This is a genomic window from Pseudomonadota bacterium (genome assembly GCA_034189865.1).
Taxonomy (GTDB): Bacteria; Pseudomonadota; Gammaproteobacteria; order UBA5335; family UBA5335; genus JAXHTV01.
Genome location: JAXHTV010000007.1, coordinates 70,021 through 86,603, shown reverse-complemented (window position 1 = coordinate 86,603; position 16,583 = coordinate 70,021). Strand labels below are relative to the sequence as shown.

General features: G+C 57.2%; 15 protein-coding genes. 13 read left to right on the top strand and 2 right to left on the bottom strand.

All coding sequences use genetic code 11. The annotated features are described in order from the left end of the window. Positions 1 to 12: 12 nt before the first annotated feature. Both glnD and map read right to left on the bottom strand, forming a co-directional pair. Complete coding sequence (gene glnD, locus SVU69_05440) at positions 13 to 2,730, bottom strand: [protein-PII] uridylyltransferase (GenBank protein ID MDY6942441.1); 2,718 nt, start codon at positions 2,728 to 2,730, stop codon at positions 13 to 15. Further along, a complete protein-coding gene (gene map / locus SVU69_05435; protein ID MDY6942440.1) occupies positions 2,727 to 3,503 on the bottom strand; it encodes a type I methionyl aminopeptidase in 777 nt (258 codons plus the stop codon). Before map ends, glnD begins: the two co-directional genes overlap by 4 nt. Positions 3,504 to 3,815: 312 nt before the next feature. Here map and rpsB point away from each other — a divergent pair, with 312 nt between their 5' ends. The 13 genes from rpsB (at position 3,816) to lpxA (ending at position 16,541) form a co-directional block, all read left to right on the top strand. Then, complete coding sequence (gene rpsB, locus SVU69_05430) at positions 3,816 to 4,613, top strand: 30S ribosomal protein S2 (GenBank protein ID MDY6942439.1); 798 nt, start codon at positions 3,816 to 3,818, stop codon at positions 4,611 to 4,613. 44 nt (positions 4,614 to 4,657) lie between these two features. Next, entirely contained in the window at positions 4,658 to 5,539 is an 882-nt protein-coding gene (gene tsf, locus SVU69_05425; protein ID MDY6942438.1) for a translation elongation factor Ts, read from the top strand. A 182-nt stretch (positions 5,540 to 5,721) separates the two neighbouring features. After that, positions 5,722 to 6,486, top strand: a complete 765-nt coding sequence (pyrH, locus tag SVU69_05420; GenBank protein ID MDY6942437.1) for a UMP kinase — start codon at positions 5,722 to 5,724, stop codon at positions 6,484 to 6,486. Next, positions 6,483 to 7,040, top strand: coding sequence for a ribosome recycling factor (gene frr, locus SVU69_05415; protein MDY6942436.1), 558 nt, complete (start codon positions 6,483 to 6,485; stop codon positions 7,038 to 7,040). The genes pyrH and frr overlap by 4 nt, the downstream gene beginning before the upstream one ends. 196 nt (positions 7,041 to 7,236) lie before the next feature. After that, positions 7,237 to 8,016 carry a polyprenyl diphosphate synthase gene (gene uppS, locus SVU69_05410; protein MDY6942435.1) on the top strand — a complete coding sequence of 260 codons (780 nt, stop codon included), beginning with the start codon at positions 7,237 to 7,239 and terminating at the stop codon, positions 8,014 to 8,016. Next, entirely contained in the window at positions 8,009 to 8,845 is an 837-nt protein-coding gene (locus SVU69_05405) for a phosphatidate cytidylyltransferase (protein ID MDY6942434.1), read from the top strand. Before uppS ends, SVU69_05405 begins: the two co-directional genes overlap by 8 nt. Next, a complete protein-coding gene (gene ispC / locus SVU69_05400; protein ID MDY6942433.1) occupies positions 8,842 to 10,023 on the top strand; it encodes a 1-deoxy-D-xylulose-5-phosphate reductoisomerase in 1,182 nt (393 codons plus the stop codon). Before SVU69_05405 ends, ispC begins: the two co-directional genes overlap by 4 nt. An 8-nt stretch (positions 10,024 to 10,031) precedes the next feature. After that, the gene (gene rseP, locus SVU69_05395) at positions 10,032 to 11,378 is read left to right on the top strand and encodes an RIP metalloprotease RseP (GenBank protein ID MDY6942432.1); all 1,347 of its coding nucleotides are present in this window, start codon (positions 10,032 to 10,034) and stop codon (positions 11,376 to 11,378) included. Positions 11,379 to 11,422: 44 nt separating this feature from the next. Continuing rightward, positions 11,423 to 13,720, top strand: coding sequence for an outer membrane protein assembly factor BamA (bamA, locus tag SVU69_05390; GenBank protein MDY6942431.1), 2,298 nt, complete (start codon positions 11,423 to 11,425; stop codon positions 13,718 to 13,720). A 20-nt stretch (positions 13,721 to 13,740) separates the two neighbouring features. Next, positions 13,741 to 14,259, top strand: coding sequence for an OmpH family outer membrane protein (locus SVU69_05385; GenBank protein ID MDY6942430.1), 519 nt, complete (start codon positions 13,741 to 13,743; stop codon positions 14,257 to 14,259). After that, entirely contained in the window at positions 14,256 to 15,329 is a 1,074-nt protein-coding gene (lpxD, locus tag SVU69_05380; GenBank protein MDY6942429.1) for a UDP-3-O-(3-hydroxymyristoyl)glucosamine N-acyltransferase, read from the top strand. Before SVU69_05385 ends, lpxD begins: the two co-directional genes overlap by 4 nt. Further along, complete coding sequence (gene fabZ / locus SVU69_05375) at positions 15,326 to 15,778, top strand: 3-hydroxyacyl-ACP dehydratase FabZ (protein ID MDY6942428.1); 453 nt, start codon at positions 15,326 to 15,328, stop codon at positions 15,776 to 15,778. The genes lpxD and fabZ overlap by 4 nt, the downstream gene beginning before the upstream one ends. Beyond that, positions 15,771 to 16,541: an acyl-ACP--UDP-N-acetylglucosamine O-acyltransferase gene (gene lpxA, locus SVU69_05370; protein MDY6942427.1), complete on the top strand. Its 771-nt coding sequence runs from the start codon at positions 15,771 to 15,773 to the stop codon at positions 16,539 to 16,541. Before fabZ ends, lpxA begins: the two co-directional genes overlap by 8 nt. Positions 16,542 to 16,583 lie beyond the last annotated feature (42 nt).

Genomic DNA, 16,583 nt, shown 5'->3' with positions numbered 1-16,583 from the left:
GTTTCCCACCTGCTATGAGCGTGCTTCGGCGCCCGCTTCGTCGAGCGCTTTCACCAAGGCTTCGCGAAGTTGGTGCTGCAACTGGGGTTGCGCCTGGATGTCGCCATCACGGGAGCTGATCCAAAAGACGTCTTCCGCCCGTTCTCCAATGGTTGCCACTTTCGCCGCGTGAAGGCGGATTCCGTTTTCCTGAAACACCCGGCCGACGATCGACAGCAGGCCCGGACGGTCACCGGTGATCAACTCCAGTGCCAGATGGGGATGACCATTGGCGGGCCGGAACCGAACTTGGGTTGGGGTGGTAAACGCCCGTACCCGTCGTGGGGGCGGCCGGGTGACTTGCGATTGCCCCGTTGTGGATTTCGCCAATTCTCGTATCAGCGCTTCGCGAATCTCAGCGATCCGGAAGCGTTCCGAGACCATCCGTCCGTCCTCTTCCAGAACCAGATAGGTATCCAGGGCTTTGCCGTTCCAAGTTGAACTGATGCGTGCGTCCTGAACCGTCAGCCCCAGTTGATTCAGAGTGCCGGTGACGGCACCGAAAAGGTAATCGCGGTCCGGCAGGTAGAGGAATATGGATGTGCCGCCGCGTTCCGCATCGGGTCGGATTTGGACCAAGGGTGTCGGGTCATGGTTCGCAGCCATAATGGCCCGTGTTTCCCAAGCGATCTCATCGCCTTGGTGGCGGAGAAAATACTCCGGTGGAAAGTTTGCCCAACAGGCTTCAATGTCTGGCACTTCCAGGTCGTTCTGGCGCAGTAAGGTCAGCGCTTCGGCACGATTTTCCTTGATGACTTCCGCCGCATCGAGCGGGTTTTCCAGTCCCCGCTGGAGCGCTTCGGCGGTGGCGTGATAGAGCTGGGTCAACAAGCGGTACTTCCAGCCGCTCAACAATCCGGGGTTGGTTCCGCGCATGTCGGCGACTGTGAGAAGGAAAAGATGATCCAGCCGGTTCTGCGTTCGGACTTTGCGAGCGAACTCGTGGATTTCGCGGGGATCGGATATATCCCGGCGCTGCGCCGTCATCGACATGAGCAGGTGTTCTTGTACCAGCCAGGTGACGAGCTGGGTGTCCCGTTCGCTGAGATCGTGGCGGCGACAAAAATCTTCCGCATCCACCGCACCCAACTCGGAATGATCACCGCCGCGACCTTTGCCGATGTCATGGAACAGCCCGGCGATATAAAGCAGTTCCTGTTTAGGGATTCGCGCACCTATCTGGCTGCATAGCGGATATTCATGCTCGAACTCCGGCAAGGCGAAGCGGCGTAGATTGCGCACTACGAATAAGACGTGCTGGTCCACGGTGTAGACGTGAAAAAGATCGAACTGCATTCGACCGACGACCCGCCCGAATGCCGGTATGTAGCGGGCTAAAATCCCGTAACGGCTCATCCGTCGGAGTTCGTGTGTGATACCGTGCGGTTGACGAAGCAAGGCCATAAAGAGGCTTCGAGCCCGAATATCTGCGCGGAAGTGGTCGTCGATCAAGTTACGGTGCGCGCGCACCAATCGAATGGTGGACGCCCGAACGCCCTTGAGGTTGGGGTCTTCTGCCAGCAGAAGAAACATTTCCAAAAGTGCATAGGGGTAGTGTTTAAACACGTCCGGATGCGTGACCTCAATGAATCCTTGGCAGGAGCGAAAACGCGCATTGATGGGTGTGGGCGGGGCGTCCTGATCCGGAACGACAATGGTCTCCTGGAACAGCTGAAGCAGCAGTTCATTCAGCCGGCTGATGCGTGTTACGGTGCGGTAGTACGTTTGCATGAACTGTTCAACCGCCAAGTTGTGGTCCTGGTCGGTGAAGCCGAACATCTCTGCCAGCTTGACTTGGTAGTCGAAAAGCAACCGATCTTCGCGGCGTCCGGTCAGCAAGTGTAGGGCGAAACGAACCCGCCACAGGAATGCCTGGCTGGCCTGGAGCGATTGATATTCCCGTGGCGTCAGAAACCCATGGTCCACCAGTTCGGATAAGGTATCGGCCTGAAAATGACGCTTGGCAACCCAGGCAATCACTTGAATGTCGCGTAACCCCCCCGGGCTTTCTTTGACGTTGGGTTCCAATTGGTAGCCGGTGTCGTGGAATTTGCGGTGGCGGGTTTCCTGTTCTGCCTTCTTTGCCTCGAAAAATTCCGTGCTAGGCCACATTCGACGAGGGCTGATCGCCGCCCGCATGGCCTCGAAAAGATGCTCGGAACCACCGAGTAGACGGGCCTCGGTCAAATTGGTGACCACCGTAATGTCGTTGGCAGCGGCGCCTGCACATTGCTCGACGGTCCGGACGCTATGGCCGACTTCCAGGCCGGTGTCCCACAGATAGGTAATGAACGCTTCCACCGCCGGTGCCCAGTTATCCGGTGCTTCCGCCGGCACCAGCACCAGGATGTCGATGTCGGAACAGGGGTGGAGTTCGCCTCGGCCGTAGCCGCCGACTGCGGCCAGCGCGAGTTGATGGGCCGTCGTATCGAGAAAATGCGCCCAACATCGGGTGAGAATCTGATCTACGACCGCGGCTTGGGTGGAAACCAATATTCCCGGGTCAGTGCCTTCGTCGAATGCTTGGCGTAACCGGCTTCGGACCTGCTTGAGTAACTTCCGCCATCGGCTGGCCGGCGGCCAGGCGGCTGTGGCGTCGCGATCCAGTTCTGCCGGGTTGAGTATATCTACGGCGCCGGCGCGGATTATTCCGTCAGTATTTGGAGTGGGGGGCGAGATCTGATGACTCACGGCTTGAGGATATCTTCGCCTTGGCGCAGCGTCAGGATCTCGTGATCTTCGTCTGTCACCAGAATGGTGTGTTCCCACTGCGCCGACAATGAGTGGTCCTTGGTGACGACAGTCCAGCCGTCCCGTAGCAGTTTTACATGCCGCTTACCCGCATTGAGCATTGGTTCGATCGTGAGACACATGCCGGGTTTCAGCATCAGGCCCGTGCCTGGCGAACCGTAGTGTAGAACCTGCGGGTCTTCGTGAAACTCGCGGCCAATGCCGTGACCGCAATATTCCCTGACAACACTAAAATTGTGGTGTTCGGCATGGGTTTGAATCGCTGCGCCGATATCGCCCAAGCGGACCCCTGGCTTGACCATGTTGATGCCGACGTACATGGCCTCGCGGGTCACTTGGCAGAGCCGTTTTGCCATCACGCTGCCTTCCCCCACCACAAACATGCGGCTGGTATCGCCATGGAAATCGTCGCGGATCACCGTGATGTCAATGTTTATGATGTCACCGTTTTTGAGTCGCTTACCACCCGGTATACCGTGGCATACCACATGATTGACCGATGTGCATATGGACTTGGGGAAACCACGGTAGTTCAGCGGAGCGGGCGTGACACCGAGTTCGTTGACCATAAAATCATGACAAATTTTATCCAACTCGTCGGTCGTCACCCCCGGTTCGACATGGGGTACGACCATCTCCAGAACGCGGGCGGCGTCGCGTCCGGCAATACGCATTTTTTCCTGTTCTTCAGGCGTTTTTATCGTCACGCTCATTTGCAGTCTTCGATGGGTGGTGGACCGCGAGTCAGCGGTCGCGGGGACGGGGGCGCTCGGCGCTGGTTGAGCCAGCTTCGTTGTCGGTGACAGTCGATTATGGTATAAATCGCGCGCTTTCGGCGCAAGGGCGCTGGCGTTTTGCCAGTCGCCAGTCGGCTGTCCCACAGGGCCTTTCCGCCGAAGCAAACAACCATTCCACACGTGTGCCGACACATCCGGTCGGGTGCCCGTACGATGCGCAGGTTCGTGTCGTCGGGTTATCGGATGGGGCGCGCGGAGGCTCAACCCAGAACAAATCGGAGTATTCAAATGGCAGACGTTTCCATGCGTTATTTGCTCGAGTCCGGCGTGCATTTCGGGCACCAGACGCGCTACTGGAATCCCCAAATGGCGCCGTATATTTTCGGCGCACGCAATCGCATTCACATCATTAACCTGGAAAAAACCCTTCCAAGACTGCTTGAGGCCAGGAACTACGTCGGGCAAATCGCCGCCAAGGGCGGGAAGATTATGTTTGTCGGCACCAAACGTGCTGCCCGCGAGTACGTCAGGGAGCATGCGCGTCGTTGTGACATGCCCTATGTCGATCACCGTTGGTTGGGCGGCATGCTGACCAACTGGCAAACCGTCCGGCAATCCATCAAGCGATTGAAAAATCTGGAAGCCATGGCCGAAGACGGCACCCTGGATCGCCTCAGCAAGAAAGAAGCGTTGATGCTGGACCGCGAACGGGAAAAGCTTGAGCGCAGTCTTGGCGGCATTAAGGATATGACCCGCCCGCCGGATGCCCTATTCATCATCGACGTGGGTCATGAAGCCATTGCGGTCCGCGAGGCCGGTAAGCTCGGTATTCCCGTGATTGCCGTGGTTGACAGCAATAATTCGCCCGCCGGGGTGGATTATGTCATTCCGGGGAACGACGATGCGATGAGAGCCATCAGCCTCTACACCCAGGTCATGGCTGACGCCATCTTGGATGCGCGCACCAGTAGCCTCCAAGGCGCCGGTGGTGAGGACGAGTTCGTGGAAGTGGATGAAGAAGTTGCAGCGCCGGCGAGCGCTGCCACCGCTGAACCGGAGTCGGGTCCGTCGTCCGACGCGGACTAACGGCCGAGGATGAGTGGGCGATTCAACCGAGTGAGGACAGTTTTATGGCGATTTCTGCAGCGCTGGTAAAGGAGCTTCGGGAACGGACCGGTGCCGGCATGATGGAATGCAAAAAGGCATTGGTAGAATGTGATGGCGAGATGGATAAAGCCATCGAGATGATGCGCACGCAAGGACTGGCGAAGGCGGAAAAGAAAGCCGGTCGTGTGGCGGCGGAAGGCAAAGTTGTGATTCAGCAGTCGGCCGATGGAGCGCAGGCCGCCATCGTGGAAGTGAACTGCGAAACCGATTTCGTTTCCGGTGGGGACGACTTTGCTCAGTTTGCTGATCAAGTGGCTGCCGCCGTGGTCAATGAAATGCCTGGGGATCTGGACGCTTTGACCGCGTTGCCAGTGGCCGGAGGTGAAACGCTGGACGAACGGCGGCGGGCGTTGGTTGCGAAAATCGGCGAGAACATCACGATTCGCCGATTTGCCTTGCTGGCGAAAAAAGGCGACCGGTTCGGCTGCTATAGCCACGGCACGCGGATTGGTGTTGTCGTCGATCTGAAAGGTGGAGACGACGCGTTGGCTCGTGACTTGGCCATGCATGTCGCCGCCAGTCGGCCGGTATGTGTTTCTTCAGAAGAGGTTCCCCAGGATTTGCTGGATAAGGAACGTCAGATCTTCGCGGCCCAGGCTCAAGAGAGCGGGAAGCCGCCGGAAATCGTCGAGAAGATGGTGGAAGGCCGGGTTCGCAAGTACCTGAATGAGATCACCCTGTTGGGACAGCCGTTCGTCAAAGATCCGGACCAAACGGTCGAGAAGTTGCTGAAGAAAGCCGGTGGTGAAGTGCTGGGTTTCGTGCGTTATGAGGTTGGTGAAGGCATCGAGAAAAAAGTCGATAATTTCGCCGAGGAAGTCATGTCGCAGGTCAGAGGCGGCTGATCGCTTCGTTATATCGACAGTGCCTTGTCGCCCATCCAACATAGTCGCGGCCCCACTTGCCCGAGGGCTGGGGTCGCTTCGGGTTGCCACACCCTAAAAGGGGTTGTTGGGCTCGTCACGGATCCGCCTGTACGATGGTTGCCCGTCGTGCAGGCGGCTATTAACCACGAGGATTCATGCGTATGTCGGAGGTTGGCCTGAAACATCGCCGAGTATTGCTGAAGCTTAGTGGAGAGGCGTTGCTTGGAAACTGCGACTATGGCATCGATCCTGACATGCTCAAACGCTTGGCTGGCGAGATTAAAGATATCCGTGAGGCGGGGGTAGAAATTGCCATCGTGATTGGTGGCGGAAATATTTTTCGCGGTGCCGGACTGGCCGGCGGTGGCATGGACCGGGTGACGGGTGATCACATGGGCATGCTGGCGACGGTCATCAACGGCTTGGCTTTACAGGATGCCCTTGAGCGTCAGGATGTGTATGCGCGAGTCATGTCCGCACTTCGGGTACACGAGGTGTGCGAAGACTATATTCGCCGCCGTGCGATACGCCACCTAGAAAAAGGCCGTGTCACCATATTCGCCGCCGGGACGGGTAACCCGTTCTTTACCACGGATACGGCGGCTAGCCTTCGCGCCATCGAGATCAATGCCGATTTGATCATCAAGGCGACGAAAGTGGACGGCGTCTACTCGGCCGATCCGATGAAGCATCCGGATGCTCGCCGCTACACGCATTTGTCTTACGATGAGGTATTGCGGCAGCATTTGATGGTGATGGATACCACCGCTATTGTGATGTGCCGGGACCACGATCTTCCCTTGCGGGTGTTTGACATGAATCAGGCGGGCGCGCTGATGCGCATCGTCGCGGGTGATACCAGTATCGGCACGATCGTGGACAACTATCCCGACGGAGCCCAACAGAATACGAGAGAGACGGGATGATTGAGGACATCAAAAAAGAAGCATCCCAACGCATGCGTAAATGCGCGGATGTGCTTGGCCAGAATCTCGGGAAGATAAGAACCGGTCGGGCCCATACCAGTTTGCTCGATCATATCACCGTGTCTTACTACGGCAATGAGGTGCCGCTCAATCAGGCGGCGACGGTGGCCGTGGCGGACGCCCGTACGCTGACGATTACCCCCTGGGAAAAATCCATGGTCGGGCCCATCGAGAAGGCCATAATGACTTCAGATTTGGGGATCAATCCTTCCACCGCGGGGACCGTCATTCGCCTTGCCTTGCCTCCGCTCACGGAAGAGCGTCGCCGCGATTTGGTGCGCCTGGTTCGGCAAGAGGGCGAAGGTGGTCGGGTCGCGGTACGAAATGTTCGGCGAGACGCCATTTCCGATATTAAGGAAATGGAGAAAGAGAAGCTCCTGAGTGAAGATGAAAGTCGCAAGGCGCAGGAGGTCATCCAAAAGTTGACCGACGACTTTGTGGCTCAGATCGATCGCATCTTGGATGAAAAAGAACAGGAATTGATGCAGATCTGACGCCTGGACTTGTCCGCAGCCCTAGGGTTGTCGCAGTGTTTGGTGTCACAATCGTTGTCACGTCGTTCCGGCGTCAGCGCACGGCCATTCGTAACATACCCCGTTTCACAAGGACCGGTGATTCGTCTCTGAACAATACCTCTCGACAACACGTTGATACGGTATCGGGGTTCCCCAATCGAATCATCAATTGCCAATGGGTCTCATGATGCCAGGATCACCCCAAAAGCCCGCTTCAGAAGATCGGCTGCCCTATCATGTAGCTGTCGTGATGGACGGTAACGGTCGTTGGGCGACTTCTCGTGGGTTGCCACGTATGGCGGGACATGAGGCGGGTGTTTCGGCCACCCGGGCTATCGTAGAAGCGTGTCGGGACCGGGGGGTTTCGATCCTGACACTGTTTGCCTTCAGCAGCGAAAACTGGCTGCGACCGGATACCGAGGTGTCTTTTCTGATCGGGCTTTTTATCCATACCCTGGACGAAGAACTCGAACGCCTGCATCGGGATCAGGTGCGAATTCGCTTCATTGGCAATACCGAACGGTTTCCCAGATCCTTCCGCGAAGTGATTGCGCGATCGCAGTTTCGTACCCGCCATAACCCAGGGATGACTCTGGTGATCGCAGTGGGCTATGGCGGTCGCTGGGACATACTGCAAGCAGCCCGCCGGATTGCGACCGCCGTAGAAGACGGCCAACAACGCGTTGAGAACATCGACACCTCGGTATTTTGCCGTTATCTGGCGCTCGGCTCGCTACCTGATCCGGATTTGCTGATCCGAACCGGCGGCGAGCGCCGGATCAGCAATTTTCTGCTGTGGCATTTGGCTTACACCGAACTGTACTTCAGCGACGTGCTGTGGCCCGATTTCGGTGCGGAAGATCTCGACAATGCGTTGAGCTGGTTCGCGAAGCGGGAACGTCGTTTCGGCAAGACGTCCGACCAAGTGGCCGCCATCGGTCGTGGCAATGCTTAAACAACGCATCCTCACGGCGCTAGTCCTTCTTCCTTTAACCATCGGTGCGGTCCTGGGGTTATCTTCGCCGTGGTTTGCCGTAGCCGTTGCCGCTGTTTGGTTGTTTGCGGCGGGTGAGTGGGTTCGCGTCATGGCGTTGGAATCTGCTTGGGCGCGTGGATTCTCCTTCGTGTTGCTGGCTACGGCCATCGGAGTGGCGGTTTCGATCGCCTTTTTATCGGGACACCGCGTTATCGTCGATGCCGTGATCGCTGCCGCGGTGATTTGGTGGTTGGTTGCTGCGTTGTGGGTGGCGCGATTCCCGGCCGGCTTCTCTCCGGGCACGCCGATGTCCACACGAACGTTGATTGTCGGCGTCTTGATCCTGGTTCCCTCATTGTTGGCTATGATTCGGTTACATGCTTTGCCCGACATTGGCCCGCGCTTGGTTTTATTGTTGCTCGTGGTCGTTTGGGCGGCGGATAGCGGCGCCTTTTTTGCCGGTAGACGTTTCGGTCGTCATAAGCTGGCGCCGCGAGTGAGCCCTGGTAAAACCTGGGAAGGCGTCTTGGGTGGCGTCATTCTGGCGGTGATCGCCTATTGCTTGGCTGCGTTGGCGTTGGGGCTGGACCTGACCCGATGGGTGGCAGTGATCGCCGTGGTCGTGATGGTTGTTGTGTCCTCCGTCATTGGCGATTTGACGGAGAGCATGTTCAAACGTCACGGGGGGATGAAGGACAGTGGGCATTTGCTGCCTGGGCACGGCGGCCTGCTGGACCGGATTGACAGTTTGACGGCTGCGGCACCGGTCTTTTGGCTCGGCGTGAAATGGGGGCATCTTGCATCATGAAAGCGGTGACGGTGCTGGGGGCCACAGGCAGCATAGGGGTGAATACGCTGGATGTGATCCAGCAGCATCCCGAGCGCTTTCGTGTCATCGCGCTAACTGCCAACCGCAATGTCGATAAGCTCTACGAGCAATGTATGGAATTTCGTCCCCGCGTAGCGGTCATGGCGGATTCTCAGGCTGCACGCAGTTTGTCTCAACGCTTGAAGGCCGCAGATTTGAAAACCGAGGTGTGGTCCGGCCCCGAAGCGCTGATAGAAGCCGGCGGTTTGGCTGAGGCGGACATGGTCATGGCGGCCATTGTCGGTGGTGCCGGGCTGGCACCGACTCTGAGTGCGGTTCAGGCCGGCAAAACGGTCCTGCTGGCCAACAAAGAGGCGCTGGTGATGGGAGGTTCACTGTTTCAGGCGCAGGTTACGAAGCACCAAGCGATGGTGATTCCAATCGACAGCGAGCACAACGCGATTTTCCAGTGTTTGCCGGCCGATCGCCATCCGATGGAGATTGGCGGCGGTGTTCGGGGTTTGCTGTTGACGGCATCCGGCGGGCCGTTTCGCGATAGGCCGAAAAGTGACCTGGATTCGGTGACCCCTGAACAAGCCATCGCACATCCTAACTGGGTGATGGGGCGTAAGATTTCCGTTGATTCTGCGTCGATGATGAACAAAGGGCTGGAAGTCATCGAGGCGTGTTACCTCTTTGGCACGGAACCTGACCGTGTGCGAGTGGTCATTCATCCACAGAGTGTGATTCATTCGATGGTGGAGTACGTGGACGGTTCGGTGTTGGCTCAACTGGGTAATCCGGATATGCGCACGCCTATCGCCCATGCGCTTGCCTGGCCGGAACGTATCGAGTCAGGAGTGGCTTCACTGGATTTGTTCGAGGTTTCGCGGTTAGATTTCGAGCCGCCAGATTGCGAGCGTTTCCCTTGTCTGCAATTAGCGTTCGATGCGGCCCGGGCGGGGCACGGCGCACCCGTGGTTTTGAATGCTGCGAATGAAATTGCGGTTGAGGCCTTCCTGGACCGTCGCATCCGGTTTACCGATATCCCGCACGTGATACAAGATGGCTTAGAGGGTCTTGGGGGTATGTCGGTCAGTGACTTGGAGGAGGTGGTAGACTTGGATCGCCGCGCCCGATGCGGGGCATGGGACTATATTGGGATGCATCTTTCGTGAGCGGAATCATGACTTCTTTGCTGGCATTCGCGGTCGCCATTGCGATTTTGGTTGCCGTGCATGAATTTGGCCACTTTTGGGTGGCCAGACGATTGGGCGTGCGGGTGCTGCGTTTCAGTGTGGGCTTTGGGCGGCCATTGTTGTCGCGTACAGGTCGCGACGGCACCGAATACTGTCTATCGGTCGTACCGCTCGGTGGTTACGTCAAAATGCTTGACGAACGTGAGGGAGAAGTGTCGCCACAGGACTTGCCCTACGCGTTTAATCGCCAATCCGTATGGTCCCGAATGGCCATCGTGTTGGCCGGTCCGGCCGCGAATTTTGTTCTCGCGATATTTTTCTACTGGTTGGTATTTTGTCTGGGCGTAACCGGTGTGAGGCCTCTGGTCGGCGATCCGGTTGCGGGCACGCCAGCCGCGGACGCCGGACTCAAGGCGGGTGATGAGATCGTGGCGGTTCATGGTGAGTCCACACCCACGTGGGATCAGGTCAGTTTGCGTCTTGTGGAAGGGGTGTTAGACCAAGTCGCGATTCCCGTGACAGTTCTCGATGAGGAAGGGTCGCAGCGAATGCTCTTTTTGGCCGTACCGGACGGTGCGTTGGATGAGCCCAACGCATTGTTGAGACACTTGGGGTTGACACCCTACGCACCCGTGCTGCCCCCCGTGCTGGGCGCGCTCGTAGGCGATGGACCGGCTGAACGTGCCGGCTTGAAACCGGATGACCGGATCGTTTCGGTCGACGGCGAAACGGTGAGTTCTTGGGGTGCTTGGGTCGAGGCTGTTCGAGACCGTCCCGACCGCATGGTCGAGGTACGGGTTCTGCGGGCTGGAGAAGAACAAGATTTCCGGGTGTTTACAGCCTCGCGCCAGCAGGGTGACCGGCAGATTGGATTTATCGGTGCTGCGCCACATGTGCCTTCGAGCTTGCGGGAACGAATGTCCGCCGAGTACCGTTATGGCCCCTTAGAGGCGATACCGCAGGCTGTGGAGCGCACCTGGGATATGTCGACTCTGACCTTGCGTATGTTATGGAAGATGGTTCAGGGGCGCGTGGGGCTGGAGAACTTGAGTGGCCCCATCAATATCGCCCAGTATGCCGGTCAAAGCGCGACTATCGGAATCACCGCATTCTTGAGTTTTCTCGCGGTGGTCAGCGTCAGCTTAGGGGTTTTGAATTTGTTGCCTATCCCGGTTTTGGACGGCGGGCATTTTTTGTTTTATGTGGTGGAGGTTCTCAAAGGCAAGCCGCTGTCTGAACACGCGCAGCTTATCGGGCAACAAGTCGGGGTTTTTCTATTGGTTGCTCTGATGGGTCTGGCATTTTACAACGACATCATGCGCTTGTTGGGGTGAGTTAGGCTCCGCTCCGCTCCATTCCTCGCTGGAACTTAATATTTATGATTCAGTTGCGACTGTTAAAAGTGGCCTGGGCCGCGTTTTTGCTGTTGGTCTGGGCGCCCGTCTTGAGTGCGTTCGAAACGTTTGTCGTTGGGGATATCCGCGTGCAGGGGTTGGAGCGTCTGGAATCCGGACGGGTATTCGCCTATGTGGATGTGGGTATCGGCGAGCCATTGGATACTGTGCGTGCGCAAAAGCTGATCCACAGCCTCTACCGCAGCGGCTATTTTAGCGACGTGGAATTGCTCAGAGATGGCGAGACCTTGATTATCCGGGTGGTCGAGCGGCCCACCATCGCCAGTTTTTCGATCGAGGGCAATGACGAAATTCCCACTGAGCAGCTGATGACGGGGTTGCGGCAGGCGGGTCTGGCGGAAGGGCGGGTTTTCGACCGCTCCCTGCTTGATCAGGTGGAACGGGAACTGCGCCGACAGTACTTTGCCAATGGGCGTTATGGCGTTGATATCGCTACCGAGATTGAAGACGTTGTAGACAATCGGGTCAGCCTGTCGATCACCATTGATGAAGGCGAGGTGGCCACGATTCGTCGCATCAACATCGTTGGCAACAACGCATTCGATGACGACGAGCTCCTGGATATCCTCAACCTTCGCAAGGCCAGTGTCTGGACCATCTTTGGCAGCCGCGACCGATACTCTCAGCAGGCGCTGGGCGGTGATCTGGAAACGCTGACGTCCTATTACCAAGACCGTGGCTATCTCAATTTTCGGATCGATTCCACCCAGGTTTCGCTGTCTCCCGACAAGCAAGACATTTTCATCACGGTCAACGTTGACGAGGGGGATCAGTACCGGGTTAGCGGGGTGGAGCTCGTGGGCGATCTTGTGGTTCCCGAGACGGAGCTTTGGCCTCTGGTTCTGGTTGAACCCGCCGGGGTGTTTTCGCGTAAAGACGCGACGGAGTCCGCAAAACGTATCGGCGACCGCCTGGGCGATGAGGGGTATGCCTTCGCGGATGTGGAGGCCGTTCCCGAGATCGATCAGGAAAATAAAGCCGTCAAGGTCAACCTGGTGGTTCGCCCCGGCAGCCGCTACTACGTGCGGAACATCAATTTTCAGGGCAACTTCGCAACCGATGACGAGGCCCTAAGACGCGAGATGCGTCAATTCGAGGGCGGATATTTCTCCACCAGCGACGTTCGACGATCACGCATACGATTAGCGCGGTTACCATTCGTTGAGAATGTCGACGTCAAGACGGTACCGGTTCCAGGTTCGGATGATCTGGTCGACATCAACTACGACATCACCGAACGCAGTGCTGGTGCTTTCCAGCTGGGGGTCGGCTATTCCAGCGGCCAAGGCTTGTTGTTTAACGCCAATGTCTCGCACAGTAACTGGTTTGGTACGGGGAACCGGGTCAGCATAGACTTCGTGAAAAGCGATTTTAGTGACAACTATCGCGCATCTCTGACCGAGCCTTACTACACCATCGACGGTGTGAGCCGAACCATCTCGGCGTTTTATCGCTCCACCGATGCCTTGACCAATGTCAGTTCCCGTTTTACCAGCGATGCGTGGGGCGGCACGCTCCGTTACGGCATTCCGGTTTCCGAATATGACAGTATTCGCCTTGGGGGAAGTTACCGATCTACCCAGTTGAAAACCAATGGCGACATTACGCCTCAATATATCCGTGACTTTGTCCGGGATAACGGAGAAGAATTCGATACCTTGTTGTTTGAAACCGGTTGGATTCGGGATACTCGAAACAGGACGGTGTTCGCCGATACCGGTTATATTCACCGGTTGTTTGCGGATGTCGGCGTGCCCGGTCTGGATCTGACGTACTACAAACTCAATTATCAGTTTCAGCAGTACTTCTCTTTTACCGACAAGCTCGTGGCCGCATTCAACTTGGACGTGGGCTATGGCGACAGTTACGATGGCACCACCGATCTGCCGCCATATGAGAAGTTTTTTGCCGGTGGGATCAGTTCTGTTCGAGGATATCGCGGTGCTTCACTCGGTCCGCGTGACGAGTTCGGTAATCCCACCGGTGGGAATTTCAAGACCGTCACCCAACTGGAGTTGTTATTACCCACCGCGTTCACGGACAGCCGAAACACCCGACTGGTATTGTTCGTCGACGCGGGTAACACCTTTGACGGTTACGGCAGTTTTGAGGCGTCGGAATTGCGCGCTTCGGCGGGCATTGGTTTCCAGTGGCTGACCCCAATTTTGGGTTTACTGGAATTCGCGCTGGCTTACCCGCTGAACGACGAACCGGACGACGATACAGAAACCTTTAGTTTCACATTCGGATCCACATTCTGATCCATCGAAGGAGGCCCTCTGTGAGCCTGTATGCAAGACGTTTTTTTGCGATATCCATTTTCTTTTTGGCGCTTGGATTTTCCGGTGTCGCTAGTGCCGAGTTGAAAATCGGCTATGTGGATTTGCAACGCGTGGTTTTGGAGTCCGGCCAAGCCCAGGCGCTAAAGCAAACCTTGGAAGGTGAGGCGGCTGAACTGCGCGGTGCGCTCGCGGCGGACCAGCAGCAACTGAAAAGTGCGCGTGAAGCCTTCGAGCGTGACTCGTTGGCCATGAGTACGGAACAACGCCAGGAAAAAGAACGGGAACTGATCGCCATGCAACGAGAGTTGCAGCGCAAAGAGATTCAGTCGCAACAGCAGCTTCAATCGAAAAGCGCAGAAGAGCAAAAACGCCTCCTGAATGACATCAGCGAAATTGTGGATAAGCTGGCCGCCAAGGGTAAGTACGACATCATACTCGCCGAGGGCGTGCTGTTCGCCAGCGATCGATTGGACATCACCGACCAGGTGGTCGCCGAGCTGGCCAAAGGCAAAAAATGAGTCAGATCGGTGGGGCGTCCGTGACCCTTCGGGAGTTGGCGAACCGCTTCGGTCTGCGGGTCGCGGGTGCGGATGATACGGTTATCCGCGGCGTGTGCACCATCGACCCCGGCGTTCCGGGGTGCATCAGTTTTTTGGCCAATAGCCAGTACAGAAAGTTTCTCGCTCAAACACAGGCGTCCGCGGTGATCGTCAGCGAGCAGGATGCTGCGGACACGCCCGTGCCGACTCTCATTAGTGACGCGCCGTACCTGACCTATGCGCAAGTGGCCGGGCTTTTCGTTCCGAAGGAGAATCACCCTTCCGGCGTCAGTTCCAGTGCCGATGTCGATCCGGTCGCAATCGTCGATCCGAGTGCGTCGATCGGACCTTGCGCGGTGATCGAGGCCGGGGCCCGGATCGGTCCTAATGTTCGCATCGGCCCGGGTACCGTGGTGTGCCGGGACGCCCAGATCGGCGCCGGTAGCTGGTTGGTTGGCCAGGTATACGTCGGGCCGCGAGTATGTGTCGGCGAGCGGGTCATCCTTCACCCCGGCGTCGTGGTTGGGGCCGACGGATTCGGCTTGGCGCATGATGGCGAGAAATGGATCAAGGTGCCGCAGCTCGGCAGCGTCGAGATCGGCGATGATGTCGAGGTTGGCGCGAATACCACCATTGACCGCGGCGCTTTGGACAACACGGTTCTCGAGCGTGGCGTCAAGCTGGATAATCAGATTCAAGTGGCTCACAACGTTCATATCGGCGCTCATACGGTTATCGCCGGTTGCGTGGGCATTGCCGGCAGTGCAGTAATCGGCAAGCGTTGTATGATCGGCGGGGGTGCCGGCATCGGTGGACATTTACAAGTTGCCGACGACGTCACGATTACGGCGATGAGCATGGTGACGCATTCGATTCCGAAAGCCGGGGTGTATTCATCGGGCGGCACGGTGGACGATAACCGCACCTGGCAAAAGAACGCGGCTCGGTTCCGACAACTGGATCCCTTGGCGCGCCGTTTGATCGCGCTGGAAAAGCGTGTCGCTGACTACCTCGAACAGAAAGACCCGGAGGAAAGGGGGCAGGATTGACCACGCTGGATATTCATCAAATCCTCGAATATCTTCCTCACCGCTATCCGTTTCTGATGATCGACCGTGTCCTTTCGTGCGAACCGGGCAAAGCGATTCGGGCGATCAAAAACGTGACGGTCAATGAACCTTATTTTTTAGGGCATTTTCCGCATCGGCCGGTGATGCCGGGGGTGATGATCCTGGAAGCCATGGCACAAGCGACGGGCGTGCTGGCGTTTATCACCACGGGAGGCGCGCCGGGTCGCGATACGCTTTATTATTTTGTCGGTGTGGACAAGGCGCGTTTCAAAAAGCCGGTGGAGCCGGGAGATCAGCTCGATATGCATATCGAGATTGTCCGATCCATGCGACAGGTTTGGAAATTCAACGCCTCAGCGCGCGTCGACGAGCACGTAGTGGCTGAAGCGGAAATCATGTGTGCGGCGAGGAAGTTTACGGATGATTGATTCAAGGGCAGTGATTCACCCGGACGCGCGCATTGCCCAAGATGTCACCATCGGTCCCTACAGCGTTATCGGTCCGGATGTGGAAATCGACTCGGGGACGTGGATCGGGCCACATGTGGTGATCCAGGGAATCACCAAGATCGGGCGTGGTAATCGGATATTTCAGTTCGCCTCCATCGGCGATGCGCCGCAGGATAAAAAATACGCCGATGAACCCACCCGTCTTGAGATCGGTGACAATAATACGATCCGCGAATGCGTCACCATTAACCGGGGCACCGCTCAAGATGAGGGGTTGACCCGGGTGGGGAGCGGCAACTGGATCATGGCCTATGTGCACATCGCCCACGATTGCATTTTGGGTAATGACATCATCATGGCCAACAACGCCAGCTTGGCGGGACATGTGAATATCCATGATCACGCAATCCTCGGCGGGTTTGCCATGGTGCATCAGTTTTGCAAGATCGGCTCGTATAGTTTTCTCCAGTTCGCTGCCGGCGTGAACCGGGATGTTCCTCCGTGTGTGGTGGCCAGCGGGCACCCGGCGCGTCCGTCGGGGCTGAACGTCGAAGGTTTGCGCCGCCACGGTTTTTCGTCCGAAGCGATCACCATTTTGAAGCGGGCCTATCGGTTGCTTTACCGGTCGGGTCTCCGGTTGGAAGAAGCTCGCCAGGAGTTGGCGGGTTTGGCCGAAGATCACGCGAGCGTTCAATTGTTCGTCGACTTCCTGGCATCCAATCCGCGCAGCATCATTCGCTAGCCATGCGAGTGGCTCATCAACGGCTGATGAGGTTGCGATCGC